The 18,775-nt window shown below is 68.6% G+C and carries 16 protein-coding genes; 6 read left to right on the top strand and 10 right to left on the bottom strand.

Features of this window, described 5'->3' with window-relative positions; genetic code table 11:
- Nucleotides 1-130: 130 nt before the first annotated feature.
- Nucleotides 131-508 (top strand): hypothetical protein, encoded by a 378-nt coding sequence (locus IPG61_14780; protein MBK6735314.1) that lies wholly within the window; start codon nt 131-133, stop codon nt 506-508.
- 24 nt (nt 509-532) lie between these two features.
- Nucleotides 533-2,203, top strand: a complete 1,671-nt coding sequence (locus IPG61_14775; GenBank protein ID MBK6735313.1) for a nucleoside kinase — start codon at nt 533-535, stop codon at nt 2,201-2,203.
- Here IPG61_14775 and IPG61_14770 read toward each other — a convergent pair.
- The 5 genes from IPG61_14770 to IPG61_14750 form a co-directional block, all read right to left on the bottom strand.
- Nucleotides 2,200-2,835 carry a LysE family transporter gene (locus IPG61_14770; GenBank protein ID MBK6735312.1) on the bottom strand — a complete coding sequence of 212 codons (636 nt, stop codon included), beginning with the start codon at nt 2,833-2,835 and terminating at the stop codon, nt 2,200-2,202. The genes IPG61_14775 and IPG61_14770 overlap by 4 nt on opposite strands.
- Complete coding sequence (locus IPG61_14765) at nt 2,832-3,557, bottom strand: phosphocholine cytidylyltransferase family protein (protein MBK6735311.1); 726 nt, start codon at nt 3,555-3,557, stop codon at nt 2,832-2,834. The genes IPG61_14770 and IPG61_14765 overlap by 4 nt, the downstream gene beginning before the upstream one ends.
- A gap of 10 nt (nt 3,558-3,567) precedes the next feature.
- The gene (locus IPG61_14760; protein MBK6735310.1) at nt 3,568-4,458 is read right to left on the bottom strand and encodes a CDP-alcohol phosphatidyltransferase family protein; all 891 of its coding nucleotides are present in this window, start codon (nt 4,456-4,458) and stop codon (nt 3,568-3,570) included.
- A complete protein-coding gene (locus IPG61_14755) occupies nt 4,455-5,531 on the bottom strand; it encodes a histidinol-phosphate aminotransferase family protein (GenBank protein MBK6735309.1) in 1,077 nt (358 codons plus the stop codon). The genes IPG61_14760 and IPG61_14755 overlap by 4 nt, the downstream gene beginning before the upstream one ends.
- Nucleotides 5,532-5,775: 244 nt before the next feature.
- The gene (locus IPG61_14750; protein ID MBK6735308.1) at nt 5,776-6,057 is read right to left on the bottom strand and encodes an ACT domain-containing protein; all 282 of its coding nucleotides are present in this window, start codon (nt 6,055-6,057) and stop codon (nt 5,776-5,778) included.
- Nucleotides 6,058-6,510: 453 nt separating this feature from the next.
- Between IPG61_14750 and elbB the strand changes: the two genes are divergently transcribed.
- From elbB to IPG61_14730, 4 genes are all read left to right on the top strand, one after another.
- A complete protein-coding gene (gene elbB, locus IPG61_14745) occupies nt 6,511-7,173 on the top strand; it encodes an isoprenoid biosynthesis glyoxalase ElbB (protein MBK6735307.1) in 663 nt (220 codons plus the stop codon).
- A gap of 122 nt (nt 7,174-7,295) precedes the next feature.
- A complete protein-coding gene (locus IPG61_14740; protein ID MBK6735306.1) occupies nt 7,296-8,552 on the top strand; it encodes a ParA family protein in 1,257 nt (418 codons plus the stop codon).
- Between the two features lie 77 nt (nt 8,553-8,629).
- Nucleotides 8,630-9,841 carry a zinc-binding dehydrogenase gene (locus tag IPG61_14735; protein ID MBK6735305.1) on the top strand — a complete coding sequence of 404 codons (1,212 nt, stop codon included), beginning with the start codon at nt 8,630-8,632 and terminating at the stop codon, nt 9,839-9,841.
- 45 nt (nt 9,842-9,886) lie between these two features.
- A complete protein-coding gene (locus IPG61_14730) occupies nt 9,887-10,111 on the top strand; it encodes an Rdx family protein (protein MBK6735304.1) in 225 nt (74 codons plus the stop codon).
- A 66-nt stretch (nt 10,112-10,177) separates the two neighbouring features.
- Here the strand turns inward: IPG61_14730 and IPG61_14725 are convergent, their stop codons facing one another.
- The 5 genes from IPG61_14725 to pstA form a co-directional block, all read right to left on the bottom strand.
- Nucleotides 10,178-10,813: a hypothetical protein gene (locus IPG61_14725; GenBank protein MBK6735303.1), complete on the bottom strand. Its 636-nt coding sequence runs from the start codon at nt 10,811-10,813 to the stop codon at nt 10,178-10,180.
- Between the two features lie 100 nt (nt 10,814-10,913).
- Nucleotides 10,914-13,925: a hypothetical protein gene (locus IPG61_14720; protein ID MBK6735302.1), complete on the bottom strand. Its 3,012-nt coding sequence runs from the start codon at nt 13,923-13,925 to the stop codon at nt 10,914-10,916.
- A gap of 199 nt (nt 13,926-14,124) precedes the next feature.
- Nucleotides 14,125-16,041 carry a cytochrome b/b6 domain-containing protein gene (locus IPG61_14715; GenBank protein MBK6735301.1) on the bottom strand — a complete coding sequence of 639 codons (1,917 nt, stop codon included), beginning with the start codon at nt 16,039-16,041 and terminating at the stop codon, nt 14,125-14,127.
- A gap of 384 nt (nt 16,042-16,425) precedes the next feature.
- Nucleotides 16,426-17,280: a phosphate ABC transporter ATP-binding protein gene (gene pstB / locus IPG61_14710; protein MBK6735300.1), complete on the bottom strand. Its 855-nt coding sequence runs from the start codon at nt 17,278-17,280 to the stop codon at nt 16,426-16,428.
- Nucleotides 17,281-17,308: 28 nt separating this feature from the next.
- The gene (pstA, locus tag IPG61_14705) at nt 17,309-18,745 is read right to left on the bottom strand and encodes a phosphate ABC transporter permease PstA (GenBank protein ID MBK6735299.1); all 1,437 of its coding nucleotides are present in this window, start codon (nt 18,743-18,745) and stop codon (nt 17,309-17,311) included.
- Between the last annotated feature and the right edge of the window lie 30 nt (nt 18,746-18,775).

Raw genomic sequence — 18,775 nt, 5'->3', positions numbered from 1 at the left:
CGGGAACTGGCGTTTCGGCCGCTGGTCGGCGATCATGGCCGCTTGTTGCCGCTCGCCTGCCGTCGCGCGCGGCCCGCCGGGCCCGCGGCGCGGAACCATGCCACCCAACCGGCGCCGGGGAGCACACACCTTGCCCACCTACGAGTACAAGTGCACGCGCTGCGGCGAGTTGACGACCGAATTCAAGCCCATGTCGGCGCCGCGGCGCCAACGCTGCCCCCTTTGCCGCAGCAAGGTCGAGCTGCAGATCAGCGGCGGCCTGGGAGTCCTCTTCAAGGGAGACGGATTCTACATCAACGATTCGCGCAAGGCGAACCGTTCCCGGCCGAAGGAAGGAACTGCCGAGGCCGGTTCCGCGCCGAAGGACAGTGGCGCGGGCGGTGACACCGGTGCGTCCGCTCCTGCCGCGCCGCCAACGCCGGCAGCGCCGGCCAGGGACAAGGGCGCCGGCAACGCGAGTGCTGGCGGCGATGGTGCGGGCAAGGGCAAGCGCGGCAACCGGGACTAGCCCCGGAAGCGGAAGGGCAACGGCATGGCGACGGAGATGATCACGATCGAGCTGGACGGGCGGCGGATCGAGGTCGCCTCGGGCATCACTGTCCTGCAGTACCTCGAGCAGGCCCACCCGAACTGGCTGCAAGGTGACAACCCGGTGTCGCTGGCCTCGATCAACGGTCGTCGCACACCTCTGGCCGAACCCTTGTCGAGCGACGAACGGGTGCGCCTGATCCGCCTGCGCGATCCGCAGGCGCAGAGCACCATCCAGCGCACGGTGCAGTTCGTGGCCGCCGTCGCCGCCGAGCAGCTGTTCCCCGAGAACCCCCTGTATTTCCATTTCAGCTACGACAGCGGCATGTACTGCGAACTCGAACGCCCCGAGCCGCTGTCGGTAGACGAGATCGCCCTGCTGGAGAACCGCATGCGCGATCTCGTGGCGCAGGACCTGCCGCTCACGCCGCAGCGTTTCGGCCTGCGCGCTCTGCTGAAGATCCTCCGTCGCAACGGCGACGAGCGCGCCTGGCGTTCGGCGAAGTACCTGCGTCGCGACACGCTGGTCATGTACCGCATGGAAGGCGCGCGGCTGATGTACTATGGCCGCCAGTTGCCCTCCACCGGCTACCTGAAGGCCTTTCATCTGGTGCCCGAGGCGCCCGGCTTCGTGCTCCTGACCAACGAGAAGGGACGCCCCGAGACCGTACCCGCCTTCCGGCGCCAGCCCAAGCTGCTCGAGACGCTGCGCGAGGACTCGCGCTGGGTCGACATGATCGGCGTGCCGGACACGGGGCATCTGAACCAGCACATCGTCGACGGCCGCACGGGCGAACTGATCCAGGTGGCCGAGGCGCGGCACAACCAGTTCTTCGTCGAGGCGGCGCAGCGCGTGGCCGGACTGCCCGTGCGCGGGCGCCTGGTGCTGCTGGCGGGCCCGTCCAGCTCGGGCAAGACGAGCAGCGCCAAGCGCCTGATGGTGCAGTTGCGGGTGCTCGGCCTGAAGCCGTTCGCGCTGTCGCTCGACAACTACTTCGTCGATCGCGAGGCGACCCCGCGGGGACCGGACGGCGACTTCGACTTTGAAGCGCTGGGCGCGCTGAAGATCGACCTCTTCAACCAGCACCTCGAGGATCTGCTGGCCGGTCGCGAAGTGCACCTGCCGGAGTTCGACTTCCGCAGCGGGACCGGACGCGAATCGGCGACGGCCACGCGCCTGGCTGCGGGCCAGCCGCTCATCGTCGAGGGCATCCACGCCCTGAACCCGGCGCTCACGGCTTCGGTGGCCGCCGGAGACAAGCTGCAGATCTATGTCTCGGCGCTGAGCCACCTGAACATCGACAGCCACAGCTACATCAAGACCACGCACAGCCGGCTGTTCCGCCGCATCGTGCGCGACGCCCAGTACCGCGGCTACACCGCCAGCCAGACGCTGGCGCGCTGGCCGAAGGTCAGGCAGGGCGAGGAACTGCACATCTTCCCGTACCAGAACAACGCCGACCTGTTCTTCAATTCGGGGCTCACCTACGAACTGCCGGTCCTGAAGCTGTGGGCCGAACCCCGGCTGGCGGGGGTCGAGCCGGACGACCCGTTCTACTGGCTGGCACGCACGCTGATCGAGCAGCTTTCGCTGCTGCTGCCGATCGACGCCAGCCAGGTGCCGCCAACGTCGATCCTGCGGGAGTTTATCGGGGGGTCGAGCTTCGACTACTAGTAGTGCATCGCGATCTCGCGCCAGATCACCAGCACGCCGGCCACCACCAGGACCGCGCCGAGCCCGTGCATGATCCGGTCAAGCTGGCGTGCCGACAGGCGATGCCGCACGGACGAAAGCACCCAGAGCATCGTCGTGAACCAGGAAACGACGCCGAACGACACGCCGGCCGCGAACCGCGGTGGTGAAACGTTGGGGTCCAGGCCGAGCGAGGCCGCGGCGGTCACCAGGGCCAGCCAGTTGACGGGCACCAGCGGATTCGCGGCGACCAGCACGGCGCCGTTGCGGAAGTCGCCGCCCAGGCTCCGGCGCGGCGGGTCGGGGATGCGGCCCGCAGTCGGCAGCGATGTGTGCCGGCGCAGGAAATAGACGCCGAGGCCCGTGACCACCATGCCGCCGATCGCCCGCGCGAAATCGGCAACCAGCGGCCAGCGCCCGAGCACGCGCGACGCGCCGACCAGCACGAGCAGGCACCAGGCGCCTTCGACGATCGCCGAACCCAGCGCCATTGCCAGGCCGTTCCGCCACCTGCCGGCCAGCCCGCGCTGTACGATGAAGACGGAGACAGCGCCGGCGATCGGCATCGAGCCGACCCAGCCGAGCAGGAATCCCCAGGCGGTGGCAGTCATCATGGGTCACTGAACTCCGTGCGGGCGGCCTCCAGGTCGGCGACCGTGTCGATCTCGCGGCAGGCCAGGGCCCCGATGTCCACGGCGGCCACCGGCCACCCGGCCCCGATCAACTCGAGGAAGGCGTCCTCGTAGTATTCGCCCACGCGCTGTTCCTCGTGGAGACGACGACGGAGGACCGGCCAGAGCGCGGCGACGAAATCGGCCGCGAAGACCTCGATCCCGACCGATTCGCCCGCCGCTGCGGACGGCTCCAGCTCCTTGCCGAGCGCCCGCACCAGGCCGGTGCCGTCAAGGACGACCTTCATCTCCTCCTGCCCGATCTCGCCCCGCGTCCGCAGGGCCAGCCGGCTGGGCGCCGGATGGGCGAGCAGCAGGTCGAGCACGCCGGTGTCGAACACGATATCGGAATCGAGAAGCATGAGCGGGCCGGGCGGCAGGTCTGCGGCCAGGTGCATCGACCACGCGTTGTTGGTCGTTGCGAAGTCCTCGTTGCGGATGAAGCGGAAGGCGACGTCGGGGAACTCCGCTGCGAGCGTCGCGCGGATCATGTCACCGCGGTAGCCGTCGACGATCGTGATCTGCCGCAGGCCGCGCGACAGGAGCTGGGCCACGGCCCGCGACACGATCGGGCGGCCGCCGACTTCGAGCAGGCACTTGGGTCGGTCGTCGGTCAGCGGCCGCAAACGGGTCGCCTGGCCCGCGGCCAGCAGCAGCACTTGCAAGACCATCTCCTCAGGAAGTCCGGACAAGGGACCCGCGCTCCCGGACAGCCTGCAGGCCCAGCACCATGGCGCCCCAGAAGGCACCCAGTACGAGCGCCGTCCAGAGATACCAGAGGGGTCGCGCCAGCAGGCCGGCGATCACGATCAGCGTGATATGGGTCGATGGGCCCATCAGGACCGCCAGCCGCAGAACGGGCCGCTTGCGGCACATCCACTCGGCCAGGGGTTCATCGGCGACGGTCGCCGGGTCGGAATCCCCGCCGCGATACCAGAGCCGCACATAGATGCCGAAAGCTCCCACCAGGGCGCGCTCCAGGTGATGTCCACCCTGCCGGCGCCACTGCTCGGCTTCGCGGCGAAGCGCGGCGAGTTCCGCGTGCGGATCGCGACGGCGGCCGTGGACCCTGGCCAGCCACTCGCCGCGCAGCAGGTCGAGCCGTGCGCACCACCAGGCGAAGACCAGGCCGGCCGGCACGCCGCAGGCCAGGCTGAGCCACGGATCGCCCTCGGTCACGGCGACTCCATGCAGCAGCGCGACGAACAGGGAAACCTGGATGATGTAGTCGGCGAGTCCATCGAGGATATAACCGGTCACCGACCCGGCGCCGCGCACACGGGCCAGCATGCCGTCGACGCAGTCGATGACGTTGGTGGCGAACAGCAGGACCGCGCCGGCGAGATAGCCGCCGGGCGTCCCCTGCCAGTAGCACCACGCAGCAGCAAGGCCCGGCAGGAGATTGAAGGCGGTGACCTGGTTGGGCGTGATGGGAGTCGGTGCGATCACCTTGACGAGAAGGTAGGCCAGGGGCCGGTAGAGCCAGACGTCGAACGGCTCCTCCAGTTCCGGGCCTTTCAGCATGCGTCGGTAGTCGGCCAGCCAGCGGCCAGCCCAGCTCGTCATGCCGATTCCCCGATCGCACGGGAGCGGACGGCCGGGCGCGCCAGCAGCGACCCGATGGCGGCGACCAGCTGGTCGGTTTCCTCCGCGTTGCCGAGGCTGATCCGCGCGTGGTCGGTGAAGCCGGTTTCCTTGAGGAACTTGACGATCATGCCGCGGGCATTCAATTCGCGCTCGAGCAGCACCGCCATCTCGGGCGGCATCTTGACGAGGACGAAATTCGCCTCCGACTCGTAGACGGCGCAGCCGGGAAGCGACCCGAACAGGTCGTACAGCTGCTGGCGCGACCGCGACATTCCCGCAGCAACGTCGCGGTAGTAGCCGGGGCTGTCGAGGGCAGCCAGCGCCAGCTTCTCGGAGATCCGGTTGTAGCCGAGGTTACGCGCACAGAACCGGCGGAACACCTCGAGGTCGTTCCCGCAGAGGGCGTAGCCGATCCGCACGCCGGCCAGCGCATAGAGCTTGCTGAAGGTGCGCAGGACCAGGAGGTCGCCGAACTCGCCCGTCAGGGCGCCGACATCGTCCTGCGCCGCGGGCGTAAAGCCGAAGTACGCCTGGTCCAGCACGAAAGGCACGCCGCGATAGGCCTCGAGCAGCCGCCGGAGATCCGACCGCCCGAGCGAATTGCCGGTCGGGTTGTTCGGGGAAGCCAGCAGGACGAGCGCCGGGTCCGCGGTCTCGCGCAGGCGCAGCAGGGCCTCGACATCGTACTCGTAGCGGTTCCGCACCGGGCGCAGCGGGTACTCCGTCGTCACGCCGCCGACTTCAGCCGCCACGGCATGGTAGTACCACCACGACGCGGACGGGATCAGCACCGCGCGACCGGCCGGCAGGAAGTGGTGCACGGCCTCCTTGAGGATGTCCTCGCAACCGTATCCGAGGATGATCCGCTGCTCATCAACGCCGTGGATGGCCGCCAGCCGCGCCGAGAGCTCACTGTAGTACCCGCGCTGGAAGGTGCGGCTGTAGTTGAAGAGCAGCTCACCTTCCGCCTCCCTCAACACCTGCATGCAGGCAGGGGCGGGACCGTAGCGGTTCTCATTACGGTCGAAATAGACCTTGGCTGGCGGGGTCATTGACATCCTCGGGCGCGACCTGGCGCCACAGGTTTGGCGTTGCGGATTCAGCGTTACGGGTTTCGTCAATAAAAACCGGGGCCCGCACCTGCGGCCCCCCGTCGAGATCCCAAGGTAACACACGGATTCCGTAAAAGTTGCATCAAATTATTCAGTCGCGGGGCGGCCTGCGGCCCCGCCGCCCGGGGCGGGCATGCCCCCCGATTCGCGCCGGAACAGCCCCGGAACGGCCCCGGAAAGGCCCTCAGGGCACCAGGAAGTGCTCCTGGAGCTTCTGGACGGCCAGGTCCGCCTGTTCCTCGCTGGTCAGGAATGAGACGGTCGACAGGGACGTCGCGATCATGCGGATCTCGACCCCGGCCTCGCCCGTGGCCTGGAAAACGGCGCCGGCGATGGCCGGTCGTTCGCTGAAATGGGGACCGTAGATCGAGATGGCGGCGCAGCGGCGCTGCACCTCGATCGAGCGCGCCTGCAGCTCGTCCTGCAACGATTGCAGGATGCCCAGTGTCTGGTCCAGGTCGCCCACCCCGACGGCAAAGCCGACGTTGTTGCGCCCTCGTGGTCCAGCAGCGACGACACGCAGGTCAGGTTGATACCCTTGTGGCCCAGCGCCGACAGCGCCCGCCCTTCGAGTCCGTGAGCGACGTTCGCGCCCAGGATGCGGATCAGCACCAGCCCGTCGATCCTCGTGATGCCGCCGACCGCGATCTTCCCGGTCATTGCCGCCCCGTCCCGGCTGTCGCCGCGTTCACGCCGCCTCAGGCACGACCACCAGCCGGCCGAGCCCCTGCGGGCAAAGCTAGCCCGCCGACCTGCCGAAGCCAAATCCCGATCCGGGGACCGCCCAACACCCGGCCGGACGCCACTCCGGGGGACGCGGCAACGGCGATGCAGCACGGGACATTGACAAGAGCTGCCCCCGGCCGGGATCATGCCTGCGGAGGCGGGCCAGGCGGCGATCGGATGAAAGGCTCCGGACATGAAGAAAATCGCGGTCATCCTGAGCGGGTGCGGCGTGTACGACGGCAGCGAGATCCACGAAGCCTGCGCTGCCCTCCTGGCGCTGCATGAAGCCGGCGCCATCGCCGTGGCCTGTGCGCCGGCAGGCCCGCAGATGCATGTGGTGGACCACCTGCGCGGGCAACCGGCCATTGGACAGGAGCGCGACGTGCTGGTGGAATCGGCGCGGCTCGTGCGCGGCGACATCCGGCCGCTGGCGGGCCTCTCGGCGCGCGACTTCGATGGTGTGCTGCTGCCCGGCGGATTCGGGGCCGCCAAGAACCTGTGCACGTTCGCGACCGATGGCGCCGCCTGCCGCGTGCATCCCGAAGTCGAGACGTTCCTGCGCGACGCGCACTCGCTCCGCAAGCCGATCGCCGCGATGTGCATCGCGCCGGTCATCCTGGCCCGCCTGTTCGGCCAGGGCGGCCGGCCGCTCCTGACGATCGGCAACGATGCCGCGACCGCCGCGCTGGTCGAGGCGATGGGCGCCCGGCACCAGGCCTGCGGGCCCGCCGATGTCGTCGTCGACGAGGAAGCGCGACTGGTTTCAACGCCGGCCTACATGCTGGCCGGGAACATCGGCGAGGTCTTCGCCAGCGGTGGCGCCGTCGTAAAGAAACTCCTCATGCTGTGCCCCTGATTGGAGCCGCACAACCCGAGGATCCGCACGCCGTTACGCGGTTTTCCTATTGCCTCCGCGCGCATGCGCTGCTAGTTTCCTCCCTCCCGGAAACGGATCCGCATCCGCAAGGAGAAGCACCCATGGATGATCCGCACTTCGATTCCGACGAGACCAACGCTCCCCACGCATCTGCGCCCGGTTCGCCGCTGCCCGAGTTGCTGCCGCGCCGGCGCACGCCCTGGAATACAGTCGGCGGACGCGTCATCAGTGTCGTCAGTCGCAAGGGTGGGGTTGGCAAGACGACATCGACGGTGAACCTCGGCGCCGCGCTGGCCTTATCGGGGCACTCGGTGCTCATCATCGGCCTGGACCCGCAGTGCGGCGTGTGTCGTACGCTCGGCGTGCGCCCGCACGAGATGCCGCGCTGCCTCGACGAACTGTGGTCCGCGCGCGCACGTCTGGTCGACCTCGCGCAGGCGTCCACCGTCGACAATCTTTTCTTCGCATCGCCGCGCATCCTCACGCTGGCCGAGGAAGAGCGATACCTCGACCACCTGCAGGATCGCGGCGGCGACCTGATGCGTGAAGTCGATCGCGCGCGCAGCCTGTACGACACCATCCTGCTGGACTGCCCTCCCGGGCTCGGCGCCCCGACGCGCGCGGCATTGCTCGCCTCGGACGGCTACCTGGTTCCCGTGCAGAACGAGGAACTCTGCCGCGAATCGCTCGACGCCCTGCTGGAGTTCATCGACACCTTCCGCGACCGCAATTTCGCCGGCGACCCGGATGACGGCCCGCACGCCGCGCCGCTGCAGCTCGAGGGCCTGTTCCTGACGATGTCCTCCCAGGGCACGCGCATCGGCCGCGAAGTGGCGGCCCGCATTCAGGACGACTTCGGTGATCTTCTCTTCGATACGGCCATCCCCCGCACGGTCCGCCTGGCCGAGATGGCGCTGAAGGGCCAGCCCGCGGTGATCTATGATCGCCGTTCGGCGGGCAGCCGCGCCTACTTTGATTTGGCCGACGAGCTGGTGGCGCGTTACTGTGTAGACCAGTCTGCAGGACAGCGCGGCGATGCGGTGGATGCCGACGGCGGTACCGCCCCCGGAGAGCGTGATCGTGGCGGCGCCCGGTTCGCATCGGGTGGCCTCGAACGCTTCCTGGCGGCGCTGGCCGGCGATGGCGGCGACCCGCTGCCTGAGCGCGATGCGGGTGACCGCGAGTTCGGCGAGCGCACCTTCGGCGACCGTGACAACGGGGAACTGCCGCTGGAAGCGTTCGGCGGACCGGAGATGGTCTCGCTCGACGACCTGCTTGACGAAGAAGAACGCCGCACCGGCTCCGAGGACGACTGGAGCGGTGACGACTGGAGCTTCGACTCGGACCGTTTGAACTGACGGCCCCCGGGCGGCCGGACCCGGGGCGCGGAGGTAGCCCCTTGTCCGTCGAAACCACGAAGTCTGCCGACACCAGGATGTCCGCCGACACCAGGAAGTCTGCCGACACCAGGAAGTCTGCTGACACGATGAAGTGCCTGGTCTACGACAAGTCCAGCATGCCGTGGGACACGTCGCGGGGTTTCCAGGCCACCCGCCAACCCACGCCGCGGTTGGACGAATCAGCCCGGCCTGCGGACGCCGAATGTGCCCTCGTGAAGGTGATCTATGCCGGGTTCTGCGGCTCGGACCGCGGCATCTGGAACCGGGTCGCCTTCAAGGGCATGATCTTCGACTCGCTCAAGCGCGAACAGAGCACGGTGAGGATCATCGGCCACGAAATGGTGGGCGAGATCGTGGGCGTCGGCTCCAACGTGGCCGCGCGATACGGGCTGGGCGTCAAGGACATCGTCTCGGCCGAGAGCCATATCATCTGCGGCACGTGCTACCAGTGCCGGCTCGGCCAGACGCACATCTGCAGCCAGGACGTGATCATCGGCATCGGCCGCGACGGCTGCTTCGCCGAGTACATCAAGTTGCCGGCCAACGTGCTGTGGCCGACGGACACGCGAAAGATCCGGACCAAGGTGGCGGCCATCCAGGAGCCGTTCGGCAACGCCGTGCACGCCTGCACGACGGCCGACCTGCGCGGCCGCACGGTGGCTGTCTTCGGTTGCGGCACGATCGGGCTGTTCGTGATCATGGTCGCGCGGGCGCTCGGCGCCACGCGCGTCATCGGCATCGAGCCCAACGAGCGCAATGCCGAACTGGCCCGCAGGCTGGGGGCCGACGAGGTCATCTCGCTCAAGTCGCCCCGCAACGGCGCGCAGCCCTGGGGCGCGGACAAGGACCTGGTGCAGGCTGTCCGCTCGGCCTGCGGCGGCATCGGCGCCGACGTCTCCATGGAGATGGCCGGCTTCAATTCCAGCGTGAACAACGCCATCCAGAGCACCCGTCGCGGCGGTGAAGTGATCCTCTTCGGCCTGAAGCAGGGCAATTTCCACATCCAGGCCTTCGACCGCATGATCGTCAACGGACTGCGCCTGCACAGCGTGATCGGCCGCCGCATCTTCGAGTCGTGGTACATCACGCGCAACCTGCTGGAAGACCGCAGCAACCGGATCCAGGACCGCATCTTCGAGGAGATCCTCGGCGGCGGCGAGGAATCGGTCGTGCACATCGACGAATTCAACTTCGAGTCGTTCGAGAAGACGCTGGCAGCGTGGCCCAAGCCGCTGATCCAGTTCTGAGGGGCGCCTTGCCCGCAGGGGGGCGCCGATAGAAGGAGCATCGCCATGAAGGTCTCGATCGAGTACTGCCGGGTTTGAAACTACGAGCCGCGCGCCGCCGGTCTGGCGGAGGCACTTGGATCGCGTTACGGCCTGGTTCCCGAGATGATCCCCTCGAGCGGCGGCGTGTTCGAGGTGACGGTGGACGGCGAGCTCGTCTTCTCGAAGAAGGCGCAGGACCGGTTCCCCGAACACGCCGAGATCTTCACGGAAATCGAACGCCGCCGCTGATCCGGTAACCCGGGCACAGCGTCGGCGTTCCGTCGGCGGCGATGTCGGTGATCGCGCGGCAGGCCGTCAGCGATCCTTCCGGGGCATTCGGGGATTTCGGCGCCTTGGCGCCTTCGGGGCCTCGGGCGCCGGCGGCGCACTGTCGCGGAGGCGGCGCAGTTCGGCCCGCAGCGCACGCATCTCCTCCTGCAGGTCGGCCAGTTCGCTCTGCAGCTGCTCCTCGTCACGCGCATCGTTCGTGGCCCAGGTCTCGGTATCGATGTCCTCGAGCCCCGTCTCCACGGCAGCCGCCACCTGGTCCATGATCTGGTCGAGGTCGACCTCGATGACGCGGTCGGCCGTGGTGATGTTGACGCGGTTGTCCTGGCCGACACGCACCTGAAGCTGCAGGTCCTCCAGCGCGGCCATCGCTTCGCCCATCGCATCGCCCACCAGCCGCCCGACCTGGTCCATGTCGATGACCGTGGTCGTGACATGGTCGCCGTCGCGGTTCGTGACCTCGAGCTGTTGCCCGTTGACAAGAAGCGTGACCTCTCCCCTGCCCCCGCCACAGACCTTGATGCGGTGCGCATCCCGGACGGACTCACGGACCGGGTCGGCGGCCGGGCCGGCCGTGGCGACTCCCGCCAGCAGGACCAGGATCAGGGCCAGCGCCGGCAGGGCCGGCGAGGCGGGACGTTCGGTGCGTTGCTTCAGCTTCATGTCGACCTCCAGCGCCGGGCGCCTGACGGGAAAGGACCGGAACCCCGGGGGGGATTCCGGTCCTGTTACGGACCCGGGCGTTCGGGGTTGCGTCCCGGCGTCAGAAATTCACGGCCGGGGCCGGCACCTCCAGCGCGGACCACCAGCCCGCGCCGGCTTTCAGGTGCACGGAGCCGCCGTCGGCCGGACGCAGCCGCCCGAAGGTGCCGGGACCGCCGCCGTCGGCCAGCGACGGCGCCGTGAAGCGCAGCAGGACCCGTCCGTCGGCCGCCACGACACGCCCCGACAGCTCGTCACGGGCGCCCAGCAGGACCGCCCAGTCGAGGTCGACATGACCCACCCAGCCGGTCCCGGCCGGGGCCGACGGCCCGACCGTGAAGGCACGTGAGCGCCAGGGGTCCGCGGCCGATGGCGCCGCGAGTTCCAGCACGGCCACTTCCGGCAGGGTCAATGCTGGTTGCGGAAGGCGGATCGTCGCCTGCTCGAGGCGCAGCGGCAGCGCACGCTCCAGCGCCGCAGCCAGCTCGGCGACCTCGGCAGTCCCGTCGGCGCCGTCACCGGAGGCCGCCGATTCGCCGAGGAAGCGGGTCGCCAGCGCACTGACCCGCCGCCAGTCGGCAGACCAGTCCTTGCCTTCGGCCACCGCGCGACGCAGGTCGACCGTCGCCGCCCGCGTTGCGGCCAACTGGCCGCTGCGGACCTGGCGCTGCTCGCCGGCTGCCACTTCGGCGGCTCCCGCCTGCCGACGCGCCCACTCAGCCAGGAACGGCGTCCGCAGCGAATCGGCCAGCGCACGCCACTGCGGTGTCGTGCGGCCATCGGCAACGGCCCGCCGGAACCGCGCCGCATCGGCGGACGCCTTGCTTGAACTGCCGGTGCCGGCATCGCGACGGACGGTCGCCTCGTAGCGCAGGCGGTCGATGAACGGCCGGTACGCCGCAGCGTCGAACTTGAACGCCGGGTTGGCCTCGAGTCGCGCCAGGTACTGGCTGTCCGTTGCCGCCTGCCCTGCCGCCCGCGAGGGATCACCCAGTTCCGCATAAAGCTTGAGAGTGCCGGCGACGAGGGCGGGCGCGTCGTCGCGGGCAAAGGCCCCGGCCGCCCGCCGCAGGTCGGGCAACAGCCCGCGGATGGCCGGTGACGGCCAGGCCTGCGCGACCAGTTCCCCGGCGTACGGCAGGCCGCGGTTGGCCGGCGAACGCTCGGCCTCCTTGACGCGAAGCAGCTGGAAGGCGCAGTTGCGGTAGGCACGCGTCAGCGGGCTGGCCGTGGGCGACACCTGGTCCGCGGCCGCCTTCAGATCGGCCGCCCATCGCGGGCTCCACGCCGTGGCCTGGAACAATTCCACCAGCGACGCCATGCCGTTGACGCTGCGACGCGCTTCAGCCAGGTCCTTGATCTTGTAGGTCAGGCCCATGCCGGTGCGCGCCTCGTCGAGCGCCGCGCGATCGCGGCGCGTCAGCGAATCGGATCGCGCGGCAACCGCCTCGTCGGACATCGCGGCCAGGTCGCGCCACAGCGTTCCCGACGCGAGGGAGTACCAGGCCAGCTCGAGCCGCTTCAGTTCGTTGCCGAGCACCGTGCCCTGCGTCGCCAGCGAGCGGAGCCTCTCGGTCTCGCGGTCGGGTCGGCTTCCCTGCTGGATCCCGTCCGCCGAGAGATTCACGAACAGGTCGATCTGGGCCACCAGCGGCGCGGCCCCCTTCGCGGTCAGGTTCGCCAGGGCCTTGCGACGCCCCTGGTCCACTGAGGGCCCGAGGCCGCCGCCGGCCCCGGCCAGCGACGAACGCTGGTCTTCGTACACCCTCCCGACGTCGATCACCTCGAGCAGCGTCGTGGCCGGGTCGCCGTCGGCACTCGGCATCATGCCGGGAATGCCCGCCCAGTCCAGGCTCTGCGCCAGCGTGCGCCCGTTGATGCGGAGCGTCACCACGGCACCCGCCAGGAACAGCACCACGACCGCCACCAGCGAACGCACCAGGCCCGGTCGACGACTCACCGCTCGTCGGGGATTCCCCAGGCCCTGCGACGAACGCGATTCGCCGCCGGATGCACCACGCATGGCAGCCATCGTGCCCTGGCCGCCGCCGATCACGGACGAGGTCCGCACGCCCTGGCCGCCGGTCGACGCACGCCGCTCACCTGCAGCCGGGGCCCGACCGAAGTCGGACTGGCCCATGGGCGCCACGACGGCCGACAGCGGCGTCTCGAGCCGACGCGGCTCGATGTTCGGACGCGCTTCGAGGGTTGAACGCGCCTCCATCGACGGCCGCGATTCGTGGACGGAAGTCACCAGCGATTCCATTTCACGGCCACCGCCGAACTCGTGGCGCAGGCTGAGCCGGGCGATGGCATTCAGGTCGCCGGCACCAAGGTCGCGCACGAGGGCGGCCTGGTACGCCGCTATGTCCGGAGTGATGCCGCTGCTCGGCGTGGCCAGCAACAAGCGCTGCCAGCCGCCATAGACGCCGCCGGGCGTCGCCACGGCTCCGAGCGTGTAGGCATTGGATTCGCTGGCGGCGAGCGATGCGAATCGCATCTCCTTGCGCAGCTTCACCGGCAGGCACGTGATCATCAGTGCCAGCGCGCGATCGCTCTCGGCGGTCGCCTGCTCGAGCGGGAGGATCATCCGGCCGTTCAGGATCAGCTGCACGACCGCTTCGTCGATGAAGCCGCAGTCGGGCTTGCCGGGAATCATCGCCTCGGGGAACTCGTGCGTGTCGGCCTCGAGCTCGATGCGGGCCGGTGAGGTGCCGGGACGCCAGGTGTCCATGAACGTCACGTGACGCGCCAGCAGGTACGGGTTGCGGTCGAAGACCGAGTAGAGCGCATCGCCGAGCACGACGGCATGGAACAACGGCTCGTCGCCGGCGCCGACCCGGATCACCGCATACAGGCGGCCGCGGATCGCGGGCATGATCGCCGCCAGCGGGAACGACATCAGTGCGGGACGCTGCAGGCCCATCGGCGGGGGATCGCCCCATCCGCGGCACAGCCGCTCGACTTCGGACGCGACGTCGGCGCCCACCCCTGCCGACGTGCCCAGCACGCCGCGGGCGGACGGGTCCCGGCGATGGTCGCCGCCGAAAAAGAGTTGTTCGATGAACGGCATGGACAGCCTCCGGACCGGGGATCGGACAGCGCTCCTTGGGGTTATCGGCGGGACACCGGCGGGCTTGAGTCGCCGCTGGCCGTAGGCGGAGCGCCGCAACCGGCCCGCCATTCCCGTAAATGGAGCGGCCGCACCCGTTTGGGCGCGGCCGTCCCGATGGTTCCCCCCAGAACTGGGGGCCCATTGTCCGGATCAGGACCTAGACCTTGCGTTCGAGCCCGAGCCGCTTGGCCTTGTCCACGTTGCCGCCGGTCGATTCCGCCGCGGCATGCTCGTGCTTGAACATCTCCTCCGGCATGGTGCCGGTCAGCCAGGACGGGTTCATCGGGTACACGTGCGGGTTGAAGATCACGCCGTACATGTGCCAGATCAGGATGGCCAGGAAGGCCAGCCAGGCCTCGTAGTAGTGGATGATCAGGAAGACTTCCATGAAGCCCTTGCCGATCTGCGCCACGAGGGCCTTCTCGAACCACAGCGACAGGCCGGTCAGGACCATCACGATCGTGCCCCAGATGAGTGCCCAGTACTCGGCCTTCTCGACGAAGGAGAAGCGGCGCATCGCCGGCGGCGTCTCGCGCTTGCCGAGGTTGTACATGACCATGCCGAGGGCCTGCTTGGCATCGTCCAGGTTCGGGGCGATGTCCTTGAGGAACACGCGGCCCTTGAGCGTCAGCAGGTAACCGAGGTGCCAGAAGGAGCCCACGATCATGACGATGGCGGCGCCGCGGTGGATGAGGCCGCGGACCTGCGCCCCGCCCTCGCGTCCGAAGATCAACTTGGCCCACCAGGCGTCGTAGTAGCGCAGCGAGAACCCGGTGACCACCAGCACGGTGAAGCTGATCGCCAGCAGGGTATGCTGCACGACCTCGTCGGCCTCCATGCGCCGTACCTGCTTCTTGGCCAGCACGCGGGCTACCTGCTTCAGGTAGTCGAGGAGGCAGTACGCGGCCATGCCGCCGATGACCAGGAAGATCAGCACCTGGTAGACGATCTTGACCACGTAGGCCACGCCGGTCCGGTGCCCGCCCACGGAGGCGTGGATCTGCGTCTTGGCGGCCTTTTCCGGCGACATGCCCGTGTGGCAGTGGCCGCAGGTCGTGATCAGGTTGGCCGCCGCCACCGACGAGCGCGGGTCCGACGAGGGCAGGATGGCGTGCGCACCGTGGCACGAAGCGCAGTTGGCCACCGTCTTGTCGCCCGCGCGACTCTTCAACCCGTGGTACGAATCGACGTAGGATTGCAGGCGCCCCGACGGCAGGTCGTACTTGTCGTTGAGGTTGGCCGACTCGTGGCAGGGCGTGCAGGTGGCCTCGGCCACGCGGAACGGACTGACGGGCGAACGGGGATCGGACGTCGCCAGGATCCCGTGCTCGCCGTGGCAATGTGTACAGGTGGGCGCATCGACCTCGCCGCGGGCCACCAGTTCGCCGTGGATGCCGCCCTCGAACTCCTGCTGGATGGTGCTGTGACAGCGGCCGCAGGTCTTCGAGATGTTGAAGAAGTTGATGGGGCTGTCCTTGTCGCCGGGAGGCAGCATGCGATGCGAGGAGCCCCCGGCCGAATGGCAATCGTTGCAGCTGGCGGCGGTGTCCTTGCCGCCGGCGGTCGCCTTGCCGTGCACGCCCTGCTGGTAGACCTCGATCGGGTGCTTGAACCGGATGTTGAGCCGGCTGAGGAACTCCTGGTTCTCGTGGCACGAACCGCAGGTGGCCGGCAGGTTCGAGGGGTGCACCGTCGACTTCGGGTTGCCGTGCGGCAGGATGTGGTGGCTGCCGTGGCAGTCCTGGCAGCGCGGCACGCTGTCGGACTTGCCGACGAAACCGCGCCCATGCTGCGTGTACTGGGCCGCGACGTCATCGTGGCAGATGGTGCAGTCGGGCCGGGCCAGTTCGGTGCCGTGCGGCACGGCGTGGATGCCGGTGTGGCAGTCGGTGCACGAAAGTCCCTCGTGGACGCTGCCCTCGAGGCTGGTGAGGCTGACCTCGACGGGGTCCCCACCGGTGTTCTCGTGGCAGTCGGCGCAGACGGCGTCGGGGATGTTCCCCGCCAGCGTCGCAGCGGGAGCCGCCAGCAACGCGAGGGCGAGCAGCATCCGGCAGGCAGCGAGCATGGTCATGTGCGTCCGTTCCTTTCGCCGGCCCAAGGGGCGCCACCTGGAAAATGAGGGGGCCCCACCTGCGCAATATTTGACAGATTCGCTCCGGACCGCGCCGCCACCCGCGCCAACGTGCGCCACTTCGTCCCCATCCAGCGGTCCGTGCTTTCAAAAAATGGTAATTCCCAGTGCGCGGCGAGGCAAAACAAAAGCTGCAATATATTTTATAATAACGATTTATAGTATATTGATGTAGTCCGGATTAACGCCGGGATCGCGTGCCCCCAGGCGTGACCATCTGGTGACCATTTCGCGCCCAGGAGGGCCATGCCGAAATTTTCACATCTTTAAATCATACAGTTTCAGCAGGTTATAGCCATCCGGGACACTTTGACCGGGCCCGCCTCATCCGAAGCGACCGGTAATGTAGTCTTCGGTCTCCCGCAGGCGCGGATTCGTGAAGAGACGGGCTGTGGGTCCGTATTCGACCACCTGCCCGAGGTACATGAAGGCCGTGTAGTCGCTCACGCGCGAAGCCTGCTGCATGTTGTGCGTGACGATCAGTACCGTGTACTCGCCGCGCATGGCCAGGATCAGTTCCTCGACGCGGCTGGTGGCGATCGGGTCGAGCGCGCTGCAGGGCTCGTCCATCAGGAGCACCTCGGGCTCGGCCGCGATGGCCCGCGCGATGCACAGCCGTTGCTGCTGGCCGCCCGAGAGGCCGAGCGCACTGTCTCCCAGGCGGTCCTTCGCCTCGTCCCAGAGGGCCGCACCCTCCAGCGCGCGCCGGCAGACCGACTCGAGCACCGAGCGGTTCCGCTCACCGTTGATCTGCAGCGCGTAGGTGACGTTGTCGCGGATGCTCATCGGGAACGGGTTCGACTTCTGGAAGACCATGCCCATGCGGCGGCGCAGTTCGATCACGTCCACGCCGCGCCCGTAGATGCTGTCTCCGGCCAGGCGCATGTCACCGGTCGTGCGCACGCCGTCGATGAGGTCGTTCATCCGGTTGACGCCGCGCAGCAGTGTGCTCTTGCCGCAGCCCGAGGGTCCGATCAGGGCCGTCACCTTGCCCTTGGGGACGGCCAGGCTGATGTCGTGGAGCACACGCTTGGGGCCGTACCAGAGGCTGAAGGTATCCACTTCGAGCACGGGACTCTCGGCGCCCACCTCGGCGTGCACGGCCGCCGGAACGATCTCGCCGGCGGCGATGGCGGCCAGGCGGTCCGGGCGCTTGTCGGTGGCTGCATGCGGGGTCATCGCGATTCCTTCCTCGAACTTGTGTTCCCTAGAACTTGGAGCCGCCGGCACCGCGCCCCAGGCGCGTGCGCAGCCAGATCGCCGCTGCGTTCAGCATGAGCACGATCGACATCAGCAGCATGGTCGTCGTGAAGACCATGGGCTTGGCGGCTTCACTGTTCTGGCTCTGGAATCCCAGGTCGTAGATGTGGAAGCCGAGGTGCATGAAGCTGCGCTCCGGGTGCATGAACGGGAAATCCAGGTCGAGCGGCAGGTCAGGCGCCAGCTTCACGGCGCCGACCAGCATGAGCGGCGCCACCTCGCCCGCACCGCGGGCCATCGCCAGGATGGCGCCGGTCATGACACCGGGCAGGGCGCGCGGCAGCACGACCCGCCGGATGGTCTGCCACTGTGTGGCGCCGCACGCATAAGAGCCTTCACGCATCGAGGTGGGCACCGCGGCCAGTGCTTCCTCGGTGGCGACAATGACGACCGGCAAGGTGAGCAGCGCCAGCGTCAGCGATGCCCAGAGGATGCCGCCGGTGCCGTAGGTCGGGTTCGGCAGCTTATCGGCGAAGAACAGGGAGTCGATGCCGCCTCCGACGATGTAGCTGAAGAAGCCCAGCCCGAAGACACCGAAGACGATGCTGGGAACACCGGCCAGGTTGTTGATCGAGATGCGCACGATGCTGGTGAGCCAGCCCTGCGCGGCGTACTCGCGCAGGTAGAGCGCGGCCATCACACCGAAGGGTACGACCAGGATGGTCATTCCCAACGTCATCACGACGGTGCCGAAGATGGCGGGGAAGACGCCGCCCTCGCTGTTCGCCTCGCGCGGCTCGTCGCCCAGGAACTCGCGCCAGCGCGAGAAGTAGACACCGATGCGCGCCGCCATGTTGAGCCGGTTTGCCGGGTAGCTGCGGACGATGGTCGCCAGCGGCAGGTCGGCCGTGGCTCCATCCGCCGTGCGCACGCGAACCGCAGGTGCTGCGGCCCCAGGCGGTGGGCTGCGCAGCAGGCCGTCGATGACGGCCGGCTCGGTCGCCAGCACGCTGTCGCCGTCGACGAACGCCTCGGGAACCCCGTAGAATCGCCCCCAGGCCGTGCGCTCGAAGACCTGGGCCCATTCGGGGCGATCCTCGCCGCCGGCCGCGAGCCGGAAATCCTCAACCCAGCGGAAGTGCTCGCCACTCAGCTCGAAGTTGCCGGTGCGAACCAGGCGTCGCCTCACGCGCCCGTCGCCGGCGGCCATCTCCCTGGCGGCGGCCGCGGCCGCATCGACTCCGAAGCCGGCGACTTGCGTCGGATCCGGCGCGTAGTGCTCCGTGCGCGTGACTTCGCCCATCACCACGGCGCCGTCGGCGGTCTGCAACCGCACCACGGGGCCCGGCCAGAACGTCACGAGTCCCTGCCAGAAGACGAAGGCCACCAGGGCGGCGACCATCAGCAGGCCGATGACCAGGCCGCCGCCGGTCAACCAGACCATGGGCTCGTTGCGGGCGAGCAGCGCGTTGGC

This window comes from bacterium (assembly GCA_016703265.1).
GTDB lineage: Bacteria > Krumholzibacteriota > Krumholzibacteriia > LZORAL124-64-63 > LZORAL124-64-63 > CAINDZ01.
Note: the sequence above shows the minus strand (reverse complement) of the source record. Positions and strands in the feature narration are given on the sequence as shown.